General features: G+C 38.5%; 14 protein-coding genes and 1 tRNA gene. 4 read left to right on the top strand and 11 right to left on the bottom strand.

The genetic code is table 11. The features are described from left to right. Positions 1–219: 219 nt before the first annotated feature. From WKT20_RS08030 to WKT20_RS08015, 4 genes are all read left to right on the top strand, one after another. Entirely contained in the window at positions 220–444 is a 225-nt protein-coding gene (locus WKT20_RS08030; protein WP_340417184.1) for a helix-turn-helix transcriptional regulator, read from the top strand. A 7-nt stretch (positions 445–451) separates the two neighbouring features. Beyond that, entirely contained in the window at positions 452–1,183 is a 732-nt protein-coding gene (locus WKT20_RS08025; RefSeq protein ID WP_340417183.1) for a hypothetical protein, read from the top strand. Beyond that, positions 1,177–1,782, top strand: a complete 606-nt coding sequence (locus WKT20_RS08020) for a hypothetical protein (protein WP_340417182.1) — start codon at positions 1,177–1,179, stop codon at positions 1,780–1,782. Before WKT20_RS08025 ends, WKT20_RS08020 begins: the two co-directional genes overlap by 7 nt. 275 nt (positions 1,783–2,057) lie before the next feature. Beyond that, a complete protein-coding gene (locus WKT20_RS08015) occupies positions 2,058–3,590 on the top strand; it encodes a mobilization protein (protein ID WP_340417181.1) in 1,533 nt (510 codons plus the stop codon). 10 nt (positions 3,591–3,600) lie between these two features. Here WKT20_RS08015 and WKT20_RS08010 read toward each other — a convergent pair whose 3' ends face one another. The 11 genes from WKT20_RS08010 to WKT20_RS07960 all read right to left on the bottom strand — a co-directional run bounded on the left by WKT20_RS08010 (position 3,601) and on the right by WKT20_RS07960 (position 14,067). Then, complete coding sequence (locus tag WKT20_RS08010) at positions 3,601–4,242, bottom strand: dual OB domain-containing protein (RefSeq protein ID WP_340417180.1); 642 nt, start codon at positions 4,240–4,242, stop codon at positions 3,601–3,603. Continuing rightward, complete coding sequence (locus WKT20_RS08005; protein ID WP_340417179.1) at positions 4,242–4,706, bottom strand: DUF488 domain-containing protein; 465 nt, start codon at positions 4,704–4,706, stop codon at positions 4,242–4,244. Before WKT20_RS08005 ends, WKT20_RS08010 begins: the two co-directional genes overlap by 1 nt. Then, on the bottom strand, positions 4,699–5,478 hold the full coding sequence (locus tag WKT20_RS08000) for a DUF488 domain-containing protein (protein WP_340417178.1): 780 nt from the start codon (positions 5,476–5,478) through the stop codon (positions 4,699–4,701). Before WKT20_RS08000 ends, WKT20_RS08005 begins: the two co-directional genes overlap by 8 nt. After that, a complete protein-coding gene (locus WKT20_RS07995) occupies positions 5,471–6,880 on the bottom strand; it encodes an HAD-IIIC family phosphatase (protein ID WP_340417177.1) in 1,410 nt (469 codons plus the stop codon). Before WKT20_RS07995 ends, WKT20_RS08000 begins: the two co-directional genes overlap by 8 nt. Before the next feature lie 679 nt (positions 6,881–7,559). After that, a complete protein-coding gene (locus tag WKT20_RS07990) occupies positions 7,560–8,735 on the bottom strand; it encodes a site-specific integrase (RefSeq protein WP_340417176.1) in 1,176 nt (391 codons plus the stop codon). Between the two features lie 215 nt (positions 8,736–8,950). Further along, positions 8,951–9,025 (bottom strand) — tRNA-Lys (locus WKT20_RS07985). A gap of 189 nt (positions 9,026–9,214) precedes the next feature. After that, positions 9,215–10,204, bottom strand: a complete 990-nt coding sequence (locus tag WKT20_RS07980; protein ID WP_340417175.1) for a hypothetical protein — start codon at positions 10,202–10,204, stop codon at positions 9,215–9,217. A 157-nt stretch (positions 10,205–10,361) separates the two neighbouring features. Beyond that, positions 10,362–11,198, bottom strand: coding sequence for a hypothetical protein (locus tag WKT20_RS07975; protein ID WP_340417174.1), 837 nt, complete (start codon positions 11,196–11,198; stop codon positions 10,362–10,364). A 120-nt stretch (positions 11,199–11,318) separates the two neighbouring features. Next, positions 11,319–11,717 carry a hypothetical protein gene (locus WKT20_RS07970; protein ID WP_340417173.1) on the bottom strand — a complete coding sequence of 133 codons (399 nt, stop codon included), beginning with the start codon at positions 11,715–11,717 and terminating at the stop codon, positions 11,319–11,321. Positions 11,718–12,156: 439 nt separating this feature from the next. Then, positions 12,157–12,744: a tyrosine-type recombinase/integrase gene (locus tag WKT20_RS07965; RefSeq protein ID WP_340417172.1), complete on the bottom strand. Its 588-nt coding sequence runs from the start codon at positions 12,742–12,744 to the stop codon at positions 12,157–12,159. A gap of 300 nt (positions 12,745–13,044) precedes the next feature. Then, positions 13,045–14,067: a DUF3871 family protein gene (locus WKT20_RS07960; protein WP_340417171.1), complete on the bottom strand. Its 1,023-nt coding sequence runs from the start codon at positions 14,065–14,067 to the stop codon at positions 13,045–13,047. Positions 14,068–14,812: the final 745 nt, after the last annotated feature.

Below are 14,812 nucleotides of genomic sequence, written 5' to 3'. Positions count from 1 at the left end.
ATTCGGAGACATCTTTTTGTTACATTAACGGATTGATAATTAGATTTCAAGTATGATTAACAGTATGAAATTGCGCTTATTTTATAAATAGCTATAAAATCCGGAAGTAAAGTGTTGCGGATTTAGTTTTTTAGCTGACTTGCCAAGTACTTTTGTGTCGCTTTCCGATTGAAAGGTACCGCAATTGGAGGCAATTTGTCTCACTAAAATTACAGAATTATGAAACAGGAACATTATATCAAGGTCGTGAACGATGTGATTCATCGGATGGAAAAACACGCCGATGTCGTGATGAACGTAAAACAGGTGGCGGAATACCTCGGCTTGTCAGTTGGAGCCGTCCGCAAGCGTTGCCAGCGCAAACAGTTGCCCTATCATCTCAATGCCAAGCATCTTTATTTCAGCAAACTAGAAGTAGATGCGGCTTTACTTGACCGAAAATAAAGTGGGTATGCGTTCTTTTGACTATATGGGGCAGTTCTGGAGGGAGAATGAAATGCAGGCGTTCTCGGCAAAGGAAACGCAACTGTATTTCTTTCTTCTTGCGGAATGCAAACGCAGATACTGGCAGACCCCTTTCGGATGCAGCACGCAACGAATCACCAACAATCTCGGCATAAGCCGTCAGACGCTCTGCCGCTTGAGGAAGAAGCTGCAAGACCGTGGACTAATCACTTACGAAGAGGGAAAGAACAATTCCTCTGTTCCCTGCTACACTCTTTTGATAAAGGCAGACACTCAAACGGCACATCAAAATGTGACAGCAAATGTAGCGCAAGATGGAACAGCAAGTGGAACGGCAAACGGAACCATTATAAATAGTATAGACAAAATCAATAAATCTATTATTTCTAAAGAGAAACCGATTCTTCTGAACGACTTGCAGGCTCTCTTACGCAATAACGACAAATGGTTGGGCAACGTAAAAGAATATGCAAGCCAGCATGGAATGGAAGTGGACGACATGAAGATACAGGAAATGCTTGGAGATTTTTTTCTTTATCTACGGACATGCGGTATCCAGTCCAAGGCTCTAGCCGATGCACAACAGCATTTTGTGAACTGGTTGATGAAAAAAGGGAATAACGGAGGCAGCAGTCAGAAGATTCTTCCGGCTTGGCAGGTCGGCGTAAAGCTGACTGACGACAATCCGGACAAATTCAAAAATACATCAGAATGGTAGATATAAATTCAGACAACAGAATAGATTTTAGAGCGACAGTAAATTTCTTTGCCGAACGGAAAGTATGCCTGCAACCGCAACGGCTGCATATTCGATTGCCCAATGCCAAAGAAGTATTGGATGCAGGGTTGCTGCATTTCTTGGGCTGTAACTACATGTGGCAGCCCGAATACGACAAGGTGGCAGACTGGCTGACCGACAACAAAGGACTTGGACTGTTCTGCATGGGCAATTGTGGCAGGGGAAAGACCATCATTTGTTTACAAATACTTCCATGCATTATACAACACTATTTTCACAAAGTATTCTCCATCTGCCTGGCACGTGAGATGAACCGACATTACACAGAAGTGATGCGCAACCATCTGCTTGTGATTGATGACATAGGCCGTGAAGAACCGTATCAAGAATACGGAAACCGCTTCAACGTGTTCCCTGACTTCGTGGATGACTGCGAGCGCAAGGGCAAATTCTTAATCACGAATACCAACTGCACCAAGGAACAACTGGCAGAGAAGTACGGGGAACGCACTCTATCCCGGCTGAAAGCTACAACCCGGCTGGTGGTATTTGCGGGAGAGGACTTACGGCGTGGATAAATGCTGGGCTTGCCCAGATATAGCCCACTATAACTTCTCCGCTGCGCTCCGAAGTTGTGGGCTCTCCCGAGGGGCTTAGGACGCTGCCCTAAGAACCCGGCAAGGACTTTCAGCCCTGTGCAACCCGACCAAAGAGTGACCCCCTCTTTGGAAACTCCGCTTAGTGGCTTCCACCCCTAAGAACCCGGAGCAGGAAGTGACCCTCTCCCTGCACCCACCGATTAAGGCTCTGCCCTAATAACCCGAAGTGAACCCCCAAAATACAGACAAACCCTATGACACAGAAGACATCCATCAACATCAAGCCGTGCAACATCGGCAGCAGCGAAGCGCACAACAGGAGGACAGCGGAATACCTCGCCAATATCCGCAAGGAGAAGTTCTACATCCGTACCGACCTCATGGCAGGAAACGAGACATGGGTATCATCTGATTTCGGCGAAGACACGCTCACCGACCGTTACAATCAGATAGCCGCTATGGTCAAGGAAAAGACAGGTCGGGCGATGCAAACCAAAGACCGGGAAAGGGTGAACAAGAAGACGGGCAAGGTGACCATCGTCCGTGGCAGCACTCCGCTCAAGGAGGGCGTGGTCGTCATCAAAGAAGATACTACGATGGAGCAGTTACGGAAGTTCTGTGAGGTGTGCAAACAGCGTTGGGGAATCACAGCCCTGCAGGTGTTCATCCACCGTGACGAGGGGCATTATGGAATACCCGGCGACAATGCCACATGGAAGCCCAACCTCCACGCCCACATCGTATGGGACTGGATGAACCACGATACGGGCAAGTCCTGCAAGCTGGACGAGAAAGCCATGAGCGAGATGCAGACCGTTTTGGCTGAGTGTTTGGAAATGGAAAGGGGCACCTCAAAGGAGGTGACGGGAAAGGAACATCTGGAGCGCACGGATTTCATCATCGCCAAGCAGAAGCAGGAAGCGGAACAGGCGAAAGCCGCAAGGCAAGCCGCCATCGCCGCAAAGGAGGAAGCCGAAGCGGAACTTTTATTCGTGGAGGGCGAGAACAAGGCGAAAGAGCAGTACCGCCAATCCCTCGACAGCGAGATTGCCGAAAAGGAGCAGCAACTCAAAGAGGAGCGCAAGGCGAAAGTGGACAGCATACTTGACAGCGTCGGCAGTCTTGTGGGGGTCGGCAAGTCCGCTGCGGTCGAAAAGGAAAACGCCAAACTCAAAGCCGAGAACGAGCGCATGAAGAAAGCTTTTGCCGAAGCCGTAAAGGACAAGGCAGAGGAACGGACAAAGGCATTGGCCGCAGAAAAACAGAAAGCCGAAGCGGAGCGTGACAGGGCTTTGGTGCAGAGCCGTTCACTTGCCATTGAAAGGGACAAGGCGGTACGGCAGCTTCAGGAGCAAAAGGACGGCGAGCGGCAGCGCATCAGCCAAGCGGTGAGCCAAGCCACGGCGGAGAAAGACAAGACCATCCGCCTGTTGCAAAGTGCGCTCAAAGCGAGCAGACATATCCTAAGCCTGTTTGCGGATATGCTTTACAAGGCAAGCGAGGTATTTAGGCGAGCCATTGATGCGATTATCCATTTCGGAACGGAGCAGCACAAGTCATTCTTCGCCCCGTCAGAAGCCGCCGACATCAAGAGCGTGATGCAGGAGTACGGGGAAACGACCGAACAGCAGAATATGGTCGGCGCATGGCTCTGTGAGTATGCGGAGAGCCGACAGCCCTTTGACGAAATAAAACATCGCCATACACTCAAAGAGGTTGGCGATGTGGCGGATGGTAAGTATGACTGGAAAATTCAGAGAGGGCAAGATACAGGAATCTCAATGTGACAATTCTGAATTATTTGTTACTTCCAAACACTTTGCTGACAAACTTATATGCTCTTCTTTCACCTGTTTCAGGATGTGTCCAGTCGGCATCCTTGGGAATAGATATGACAATGATGGCATACTTATAACAGACTTCTTCATCATCCAATATATCGTAGAAATCTTGGTCGGTCAAAGATACCCCTCTCATTGGATAACGCAACCCACTCCATGTGAAATCAATCTTAGCCTTGCCATAATCATTTTTATAAAGCCTGACATCTGAAACCAATAATATAGATTCAGATGGTTGAGTTACATTTTCCAGTTCATCCTCTCTCAAATACGAATAACCGTTATTCCAAAAGCCATGATAGCCATATTCCCTGAAAGCCTGCATAACTCTCTTCATTGACTCTGTACCAATCTTTCTGCAAGAATGATTGTCAATCACCCAGTTCTCTTTTTGTTTACCCTGTGGCATCGGACGACCGTCAAACTCTATTACATCAAGCGGTTGGGCAAAATCAATCTCATGCCCTTGTACTGCACCAGCTTGACCGTCATCCCGTACAATACGAATCCACTCTTTAGGATTATCTAAATCAATTCCACCAGGGCATAATCCTCCGTTCTTGCAACTGACAGCAAGAAGAAAAACTCGCTTTTTCATTATAGGTTTCCTCCAAATTGAATATCGTTTTTAAATTTATCAAGAAGCATCTCGCTAAGTACTCTTCTATGGCACTTTTCGTTTGTCGGCTCAGAGCATAGCAGCACAACATTTTCATACTTTCCGAACTCTTCAACAAAGTTGGAAATATTGGATTTGTATTCAAGTTGTTTCCTATATGCCACCTCAAATAATTTGTAATCCCTACTCATAGGACAAGACTTATCTCTAACCTCTTTCAGTAATTCCTTAGTCGGTGCCAAGTCCACACGGTGTTTATATTTACAGCCATTTGCCAATTCCGAAAGGAAATACGGTAAATCCTGTTCAAATGCAAAACGTGATAATTGCCCATTAGGATTAAGTCGTACATCTACAAGGCAATCAATATTGTTCGATTTGATGATTCCAAAAAACTCTTTTGCAGTTTTTTTTGTGAAGCCAATGTTGAATAAATTAATCATAGTTCTCGGTGTTATTGTAGTTAAATCTTTTCCATCCATGTAATAAATTCCAATATCTATCGCAGAAGTCATAGAGTTTTTCTTGCTCGGTATTTCCGAAATAATTATCTAGGATTTCTTCCTTGAACATCATATTCAGCACTTTTTTCTTTTCGCATACGAATATCTCAAGTTGCTTATCTAAATCCGAGTTTGATATAAAGTGGATTCCACCATCAGACTTTTCAACTATATGCCTTATTTCAAGCCAATCACCATATCTTTGTTCAAGTGCTTTGCTCACCAAAAAATATCTATGACAATCCATCGGTTTCTTTTCGCTGCACATCAAGCACAAGGTATAATCTTTGTCATATGCATCTTCAATGCGTTTTAATCCGCTTACAAAATGCTCATCATGCCTGAATTTACGAAAATCTACAATCTCATCTGAACCAAGCAATTCTGTTTTCTCTGGACGATAACTTTTTGCTATGGGGAAAACCTCTTGCTCGAAAAATATGTCCGCTGCCTTAGAAAATACCTCTTGCTGACTACTGGCTTTGGCACCAATTTCCGGCATATTCATGTATGGTATGCCCAATTCCTTTCCTGCAATCTTCATGTTGTCTGCATTACATTGTGGATATTGCTTGGAGAAAGGAACAGAACGCACATCTATCAAAAAATTTACACCATGTTCTCTTAATGTATCAAACAAATGATTGACATCTATGGTATAACCTTTTTGAAATAAGGTATAACCAACTGTATAAATGTACTTTTTATTCATTGCAATATTCTTTTAGATTGGTATTAAGTTGCATGTCGTTTATCGACTGCCTGTTTGGAACAAAACATATATTTCCATTTTTATCATTCTCTATAAAAATATCTTTATACTTTTCTATCAACTCAATGGCTTTTCCATTAAACCCAGTATCATCGAAAGCAAATGTTATAGTACGATTATTTGCTAAAGCAAAAATGTACATCAAGATGTATTCTTCAAGCCCAATTTCAAAATATCTACAGCTGATAGCCCAGTTTAGTACATGGATATTCTGTTTGTTCTCCGCATAAGTTACCGCAGAACAAACTCCCAAGTTTTCACCGTTACCTCTATATATCTCAAAAATTAGAGAACGGCTTTTTTCATAATACTCTTTCTTTTCTGAAAATTTGAATTGATTGGATTTTGCATAAAGACGCATAGCTTCTACATGGTTTATGTCATCACTAACCTTGACAAGTAACCGCGGAAGATAACTTTTCTCACGTTCTTGTTGTAAGACCGCATATAATCGTTTGCGATTTCTTGACTTCAACGAAAGCTCAAATCTATCAAAGGCACCACAAGTTAAAAGTAAAGTTAGAAGTTCATCATGATTATCCCAGTCAGGCACAAACACCTCAGGCAAGTTTTGTCTTACCTCGTCACGAACTATTTTGTTATCATCGATAAAAACGCAAGCACTCGTTAATATTGATAGCTTTTGTGCTATGGCTTTTATGTTTTTGCTCTTATCGTTATAATTGGCTACAATACAGTCTATTTGACCTTTAAGAGGAAATTCATTCTCATCAAGCCTATCAATGGCGGACAAAACTTTTTCATTGTTATTACGTGAGCATATTGCAATGTACAATCCCAGTTCTTTTGCTAAGGCTTGTATGAAACGCATAAACCCAATAAACGGGATTGCATCATTTGAACGGAGATTTTGTTTGATTGCATCTATACCATCTTCTGCAAGAGTTCCTTTCCATATCGTATCGTCAAGGTCAAGAATGACAGCCTTATACAAAATCTTGGACTTACATATAATCTCTGAAATTATTTGCATCACCAGTATTCCAACAATGGAAATGCCCGTTTTACTTGACAAATATATAGTAGATACCAGATTTTCTATTCTGTATTCAAAAAGTTCATCATTTGTGTTCCCTCTAATAGTATATTCTACCTGTATTTCATCTATGGTATCTTGCCCGTTGGATATTATCACTTCAAAACCATACGTTTGTAATTTGCGAAGAAGAAAGGACAAATCATGGTCGTCTGCAGCAATAAAACCTGCAACACCACCTATGTTAACTATGTAATTGCTTGTGATGAAGTTGCGAAATTGCCTTACATAGTTGTTGATGTAAACATCTATGTATTTGTTGACTGGTGACTCTATTTCTGTCATAATCAAAACCTTGTCTTCCAGTCCCCGAAGACCTCATATTATTTTACACCAAAAGCGTGGAACTGCAATGCCCACGTCTTGTATTGGAGGTCCTGAGAAAACCCTAGTGTATAGATGTAGTAATAGCAGCCCACGCTATAGCGTGAGAACCACTATGCCTTTTCTCATACACTATTTGAAAGTTTCTCAGGTTTCCAAATACGAGATAAGCATAACGCTTCTTCTTTTTTCTAATATGTCTTGGAAAGAGTTGCCTCTAACCAAATACAAAGATAGCGAATTTCCTTGATACACAATCTTATTTAGATAAAAATCAATGATTTGATACTTAATTTATTATCTGTTTGTACCCATATTGGCTCATGATAGACTTAATATGTTGATTTTCACAAATACTCAATAATTCCCCGACATTTCCTGTATTGTCTGAGCCTCTATCATACTAACCGAAGCCAAAGTAGGGGGTGTCCATTTCGGCCACCCCCCCCTCATAAAAAATAGAATCATAAGTTAAACAGTTGAGTTAAAGATGCAGAGAGGGGGTTACCAAAATGGCAACCCCCTCTCTAAAAGACTAATCCATCGGTTGAAATATGAATTTGAGAATATATAGAGGGGGTTGTTAAAATGACGACCCCCTCTCGATATATGCACTTTAGCTCTTACTTGCAGTAATTCTTTATTTCCAAACCCTGAACATCCTATCTCCAATGTTCTGCGACACATATTGCATGGGCAGCTTCGCATAGATTTCAGTTGTCTTTATGGAGCTATGCCCCATCATGATTTGCAGAACCTCTTTGGAAATGCCTTGCCCAAGGGCTACCGTACAGGCGAATGTATGCCTTGCAACGTGTGTGGTGAGAGGAAAGGAGCAGCCGAGAGCCAAGCCTATGCCTTTGAGGAATTGATTGTATTTCTGATTAGAGGTTATCTCCATCTTGTAGTTATTCCGCTCCAATATCTTCCGTGTGATAGGCAGGATGGGCGTGACAAACTCATTCCCTGTCTTTATACGATGTCCGTCAATATAGTCCTTGTTATCAATGGAAACAACGTGTTGCTCGTAGTCAAACGATTTGGCATCGCTGTATGCCATACCTGTAAACGTCTGAAAGAGGAAGAAATCAAGATACTTGTTCATTACCATATCTGTACTTTCCTCTCGCATACGAATTAACTTTTTCAGTTGCGCCTCAGTGAGATGAGGACGGTCATTTTTCTCCCCACGTTTGTCTTGAAAACGCTCGTAGGGATTTTCCTTGACAAGCCCAAGCCGAAAAGCTTCGGACACATACGACTTGAAACGCTTGTGGTAGTTGTGGATGGCTGCCTGATTTCTAATGATTGGTTTTCCCTTTGTTGTATAGGTCTGTTCCTCCCTTAGGAAAAGGTCAAACTGATAGATATGTTGCAGGGTTACATCGTCAAAGGTCTTGAACTTGCCGAACCGCTCCAATGCCTTGTAAGTAGTGAAATGCCCTTTTCGGGTGCCTTCACGAAGCGGACGGTTGTTGATACGTTCCCTAAGCCACGCCATAAAGTTGCGGCGGTTGCCGCCGTCTGCACTCAGGTATGTCTTGAACTGGGCTATGGTCATATCGTCCCTGTTCACCTGCATGGCGATAAGGATATGCTCAAACTCAGTTACTTTCTTTTGGATTTCCTCGTTGATGACAACGGCGCGTGGATGATTCACTACCAATCCATTCTCCCATTGTCTGAGGGTGACACTATACCCTGAATGGAAATAACAGCGTTCACGCTGGAGGCAAACCACGATTTCGATAGCTCCTGCCACTGTTTCTGTGGCTTTCTTCTTCCGGTTGAAGAATAATCTGATGTACTTACTCATAATGGTAACACATTTGTGAGATGGGTAACACAGCTATGGTAACACAAAACCCGTCCAAAAGGGGCTTTTTGCGTCCAAGTGTGTCACTTTTTCTCGTTTTTTTTTGATGGTGTCACCACCTTATATACTGCCTCAAAGAAGAACGCAACCTATTGAATGTCAGTAGCATTTTGCGAGTTAAAAAGAAAAGGTCTTCATTACTGAAGACCTCTCTTTGGTGATCCGCCTGGGGCTCGAACCCAGGACCCCAACATTAAAAGTGTTGTGCTCTCAAGACCTTTAAAAGCCTCGCCTACGGCTCGACTTTCAAAGGCAACCTGCTGAGCTAGCGAATCTTACGATTATCTTACTTATATACTTGCTTCTTTTCTTTTTCTTTTGGTTTAACTGTCAGTTTAACTCACAGAGTAAAATCACGAGATTTGTTAATACTATAATTTATGTTCTCTTTTATGTCATAAAGGTACTAATAATTTCGTTTAGTAGAATTTATTATCAGTCCTTATTTTCGATTTCTTCAATGCTGAAATATATCCTTTTACTTTAGAACCCTCATCATAAAGAAAATCCTCATCCGTCTTTTTATTCTGTGTCAACTTAGTAAGTCCTATTAGTTTGGATATTAATTTGTATTTGCTTATCACGATTCTTTCCCCATCCTTATTAGTAAAGCTCTGTCTAATGGGTGTTTCATAGTCTTTCAAAAAATAGTCAAACATGGTTGCGAAATGACCTATCAGATAGGTTTGACTTGTTGAGGTGCTTTCATATAGGTTATCAATATCAAAAGCCTTGCTGAAAAGTGCTTCATTATAGTTCACTGTGATTTCTTTCTTGTTTACTCCATCATAATAGGTATAAACATTTGGTGAAGCTAAAGCATTGAGCTTTTTATAGAACTCTTCTTTTTCCTCTTTCTTATCATAACCTTTAGAATGATAATCCCTTGTCATTTTCACCATGTCAAACATCTTGTCAGCCATAGTTCCTATGTAAGCTATTGCAAGCGCATTATCCACTATTATTTTCTTCTTTCCTATCTTTAAGGTAATACTTGCTTCTTCTGAAAATTCTGCATGGCTGTCACTGATAGATTTCAATTCCCTTATAATAGTTTCACAAAAAGATTCCACCTGTGCATGAGGATAGACATGTGCCATATATGGATTTTCCCACTGTCCTTTGGAAGCATGGGTAATGAACAGTATAAGTAAATAGAACTTATCCACATCTAAATTCAAAGCCTTTATATTGGCTTGTATTTCCTCGTCATTCAGATACTCTTTATATGACAGGAAATTCACTTCACCTTTGTTGTAATAGTATTCAAACTCTTCATCCGCTTTTGTTCCTCCAACGTGCATTATTCCCTTGCTATCCTCATAGACCATAGGGTAAAACTTGTATGCAACCTTTAATACATACTCCAGTATTTCGCTGTTGTCTTCTTCAATATCCAATTCAATCATAATCTCCAAATATTCAAGTATAGCCACAAAGATATTGAAAAAATGGATTTTATGTGAATATATTCTTTATGTATGATGAAAGGGTGACAAAATTTGAACGGGGTATATAAAAGTGTTTTTTCTCAAAAAATGTCACCCTAATAATCTTGATATTAATTTAATCATAACATGTGAAGATATTTATAACTGATGGAGAATACCAAATCAGACCAAATTCATTTAAAAGAATCTTCTCTTTCAAATCCCAAAATGCGTGACAATAACCTAATTCTTTAGGTATATCCAGTAAACTATCAACTTCCTTTTCAACATGTTCTATAATACGTCTGCCAATAGGAATGTGTTCAATAATATTTTCTATTTCTGATGGTTGTTCTTCACGGTAGATACAAAATATCTTTCTGCAAGTAGGACAGTAACAATAAACCTTATATATATCCTTAACCTCCAATAACCTTTTAGATATAATGGAAGTAAGTGTTTCAGAAGTTTCATAGAATATCAACCCATTGGAATTGTTATTGAAATGTTGGCAGCATGTATTTTTGATTTTATTCTCTTCAAAATTAAATGAAATAGAATTAATGTCATGGCTAAAACCTGTAATGCTATCTCCTAAAAAGTTATTTATGGCAGCTTTTTCTTCTGATTCTGATAAGTCATTATTTAAAGTAAACTCTAAAGGTAGTTCTTTATCATGTACTGCAATCTGTTTTATTAAACAGTCTGAATCATCGTCACGCTGATTATCTATTTTTAAAAGAATATCATTGGTATAATCAATATGCTTAGCCCGTAATGTTCTTCTTATATCAGTAGTATCAAGTTGGTTGTCTATAAAATACTTCGTAATAAAATATCCAGTAGATTTAAAGTCTTTATAATTCTCATGCGTTAAACACTCTTTATGTGTAACCCTTTTAGGGTTGTATTCACCAAATATACCGTTGATTCTTTCAAGAATATTGTTTAACTGTATATCTTCATTATTCATTCTGTCTTTGATTTCCTGATTTAAATTAATTAAAACTAATGTAGCTTGTTAAATATAAGATTTAATAAAGAATAAAGCTATTTCCTTTGGTTTGTAAGTATGAAAAAAATAATATATAAATTATTCAAAAGTCCAATTGACATATTTACCATTAGAACGATTGACATTCATATATATAGTTTTCATATTCCATACTTTATGAATATATGGAATGTACCAATCAACAATAATAGAAAAATCAGCAGAATTGTTTGGTATTTCAAAAGTATTATCATCCACTATTTTGATTGTAAAACTATCATATCCCGTTTTTGTATCATCTTTACCTGTGAATTTAATATAATCTGAATATATTTCACAAGTTATTTTACTTCCCAATATTTTTGAAATCTCTTTTTGAACTTTCTTTCCTGTATCGTTTGTATCAACATCTACACAAGTAAATTCTTTTTTATTTGAGCAACTTGTTAAAAGAATAACACAGAATAAAAAGATAACATAAGAAAGATTTTTCTTCATATTTGTAATTAGCACTATCAGCCCCCAGATATAGTATTTTTAATGTGAATAGTGCATATATAGAAAAGGCATGGGAACTATTGAATACTACCGTTATGAGGCTCTGGACTGCCCTTGCAAAAGTAATAGACAATAGCCCATGCCTCATGAGGTATATATAAGATACATATATACGACACGAAAGCATGAGCCCCTTGTTCTACTATTCTTTTGCAATGAAATTGTCCAGATTTCATAACAGAATAGCAACAAATGCTCATTCTAAATATGTCCTTCCATCGTGGAATTGCCACAAAATTAGAAAAAAACACGTTGATAAACAAGGATATTGTCTATTATGTTGCTTTATGATGTTTTTACTTTAAGATTTAAAATAGGTAGAAAATCCAACTCTGCCCATATAAGAGCAAAATTTTCAGATTTTCTACCTGTAACAGATTTAGAAGCTAAGACATTCGTAAGTATTCAAAAGTTCTTCCTGTCTTAGTCCAAGATACCTTTTCGTAATGGCGATACTTGAATGGTTGAAAAGCTCCATGAGCTTTACTAAAGCCAACTCTGAATTTTCACTGTTCATGTTATATACCTGTCTGCCAAAAGTCTTTCTAAGAGAATGACAGCTAAAGTTACCTGTATGCAGTCTGTATTTCTTTTTCAGTTCTTTCAGTATAATGTTTATTCTTTGAACTGAAAAGACTGTACCTTTCTGGCTTACTAATACAGGTGCATTGATTCCTGTTGGTCTGATAGACTTGTAACATTCAGATATATGCCTTTGGAGTTGTGGGTTTATACGGATAGTCCTTTTCTTTCCTGTTTTCTTTTCTATTATGGTGAACTCACTTGCATTTAGAATCTGATTCCACCTTAAAGAAAGAATGTCACCTATCCTTAAACCAAAGAAACAACCTAAAGCTATCAATAAACTCATGTTGTAATTTCCATCCTTATAAAGTTTTCTGATAAGGTTCATAGCTTCGTCCCATTCCAAGAAGTCAGCCGTTGTATTACTGTATTTCAAACTCATAACATTTACTTTTGAGGGTTTAATAATAAAAGTGAATGTCCGCTGTATATCCATAACAGCTAACCGATTGAATAATAGCGAAACATTCACTTTGTGCATTAGTGATTGTCTGATAAATAAAAGAATAGTCCTACTATAAAAAATGTAAATGTAGGACAGACGAAAAGCAATATTATTAATGCAAATAAAAATAATATAGCCAAACTCATAATTTTGAAATTCTTCTGATTCATAAAATCTTTAGTAGTAGAAAAAATGGAGAATACTCATTTTATAGAATATCCTCCATTTAAAGGTTGATTAATCAATAAACCATTTGTAACGCTCGTCACCGTGTAATGCTTCATTTATTCCAGTTGCTATTTCCGTTGCATTTAAGGAACGGTCTAAAAATGAATCTATGTAGCTGCTTTTATTCGCTCCAGTGAGTAAATTATAAAACTTCCACATATTCAAGTCATTACCAAAGCTTCCAAAATTCTCATCCTGTATGTATGCTTTGGCTACTGAATTAATCTGTGTATCAGTAATAAGCAAACGTGGAATACTCTTTTGAAAACCTTGTGGCAGACATTGGTACAGACGCATCTTTCCTAAAATCTGTGCAAATTGGTGTTCACTCATACAGGTATTTCCCAACTGCTGCATTAAATGAATGTGTTTTGCAGGATTGTAGGCATGAAACATTTCCAAGACAGAACGATATAAATCACAGGTGTTTGAAACTTCCAAGTTACTCAAATATCCATCCGTTGAAACGCATAAATTGCAGCATACCATATTCTTGAATCCTATAAAAACCTTGAATTTCTCTACTGTTTTCTTACTGTAGAGATTCATGTGATTATAAGCACGCACACCACCTACTGAAAGAGTGAGTTTGTTCCCTTCTACCGTTTCATAGATAGTAGGAATCTCAATGCAAAACATCATCCTTTCAAAGTATTGTGTCTTGTCACTTTCCAAAAGTTGGTTAGCAGGCTTATGAATTGCTTCGGGTATTCTGCCTTTGATAATGTGGGAAACCCTAATATCGGGATTCTCTATCGTTTCACCTCTAAAGAATGAGTTTGCAGCGTCCCAGACTGTTTCAATAAAGGCATTATGAGATATTGTAAGCTCATTGTCCTTACTGAATACTGGAACTATGCAGTCACTCTTTAAATGCTGTAAATCAATCTCCATAGTGTTTGCTTCTATGAAATGATTTACTTTCTGGACTTTTGTAGTTTCTTCTGTGATAATCGTTGCGTCTTCTGCATACTGATTAAAACCACTACTTCTTTTCTGTGCCTTAGATGGCAATAAGATAAAATTTTCCATACTTTAAAATTTAAAATGGTGAATAATATTGTTTTATTATCTCTTTTTGTTCAAGTATGGTAGGGGGAGTGAAAGCGTAGTCAACACGTGAGCCTGTAATCATCATAATTTTAAAAGACAGTAACCAAAGTAACAGATAGGGGAATTTATTTATAAGTACCTGTATATAATCGTGTGTACCTTTATTTATGCTTCTCCAATCTGATTAAATATCAAGTAGAATCAGTGATATTCTGTGTATTTCCTTGTAATAGTGATTTTTTGAGTTTGGCTATATTCACTGTAATAGTGGAGTATTTTTTTGAATGTCTTGTATATCAAATAAGATGCCCCAACCTATGTGGAGTTTACTTCCTGTATCATATAATGGAGTGGCAGTAAAGATGTAATTTATGCAAGATTTTCACATTGTTAATAGTCTGACAGTCCAATAATCAAGTAGGATTGTATGTTAAGTATATTTTTTAAGGTTAGAGTATAAACCGTTTGGATGCCCCATAAAAGTTGTATATATTTGTATATGTGAGATTTACGAAAGAAAGTCATTGAAAAAAATCTCTTTTTCTTAAAGTTTCATGAGTTTTTCATTATTAATTTGATTTTATAGAGCCGAAATGCGCATTTCGGTTTTATTTTTTGAAAGACTGTCCAAAAATTATTCCTGACTTTCTTAAATATAGATGAGAGCCACCTCTAAAAAGTGGACATGAAAAATCAGATTGGAATTTTAAAAATCAATTAAAAT

The sequence above is a fragment of the Phocaeicola sp. ICN-14070 genome (assembly GCF_037892625.1).
GTDB classification, from domain to species: Bacteria; Bacteroidota; Bacteroidia; order Bacteroidales; family Bacteroidaceae; genus Phocaeicola; species Phocaeicola plebeius.
Note: the sequence above shows the minus strand (reverse complement) of the source record. Positions and strands in the feature narration are given on the sequence as shown.

What these genes read in the sequence shown, in the direction of transcription:
- WKT20_RS08030 (WP_340417184.1), top strand. Translation starts at nt 220, where the DNA reads ATGAAACAGGAACATTATATCAAGGTCGTGAACGATGTGATTCATCGG.
- WKT20_RS08025 (WP_340417183.1), top strand. Translation starts at nt 452, where the DNA reads ATGCGTTCTTTTGACTATATGGGGCAGTTCTGGAGGGAGAATGAAATG.
- WKT20_RS08020 (WP_340417182.1), top strand. Translation starts at nt 1,177, where the DNA reads ATGGTAGATATAAATTCAGACAACAGAATAGATTTTAGAGCGACAGTA.
- WKT20_RS08015 (WP_340417181.1), top strand. Translation starts at nt 2,058, where the DNA reads ATGACACAGAAGACATCCATCAACATCAAGCCGTGCAACATCGGCAGC.
- WKT20_RS08010 (WP_340417180.1), bottom strand. Translation starts at nt 4,242, where the DNA reads ATGAAAAAGCGAGTTTTTCTTCTTGCTGTCAGTTGCAAGAACGGAGGA.
- WKT20_RS08005 (WP_340417179.1), bottom strand. Translation starts at nt 4,706, where the DNA reads ATGATTAATTTATTCAACATTGGCTTCACAAAAAAAACTGCAAAAGAG.
- WKT20_RS08000 (WP_340417178.1), bottom strand. Translation starts at nt 5,478, where the DNA reads ATGAATAAAAAGTACATTTATACAGTTGGTTATACCTTATTTCAAAAA.
- WKT20_RS07995 (WP_340417177.1), bottom strand. Translation starts at nt 6,880, where the DNA reads ATGACAGAAATAGAGTCACCAGTCAACAAATACATAGATGTTTACATC.
- WKT20_RS07990 (WP_340417176.1), bottom strand. Translation starts at nt 8,735, where the DNA reads ATGAGTAAGTACATCAGATTATTCTTCAACCGGAAGAAGAAAGCCACA.
- WKT20_RS07980 (WP_340417175.1), bottom strand. Translation starts at nt 10,204, where the DNA reads ATGATTGAATTGGATATTGAAGAAGACAACAGCGAAATACTGGAGTAT.
- WKT20_RS07975 (WP_340417174.1), bottom strand. Translation starts at nt 11,198, where the DNA reads ATGAATAATGAAGATATACAGTTAAACAATATTCTTGAAAGAATCAAC.
- WKT20_RS07970 (WP_340417173.1), bottom strand. Translation starts at nt 11,717, where the DNA reads ATGAAGAAAAATCTTTCTTATGTTATCTTTTTATTCTGTGTTATTCTT.
- WKT20_RS07965 (WP_340417172.1), bottom strand. Translation starts at nt 12,744, where the DNA reads ATGAGTTTGAAATACAGTAATACAACGGCTGACTTCTTGGAATGGGAC.
- WKT20_RS07960 (WP_340417171.1), bottom strand. Translation starts at nt 14,067, where the DNA reads ATGGAAAATTTTATCTTATTGCCATCTAAGGCACAGAAAAGAAGTAGT.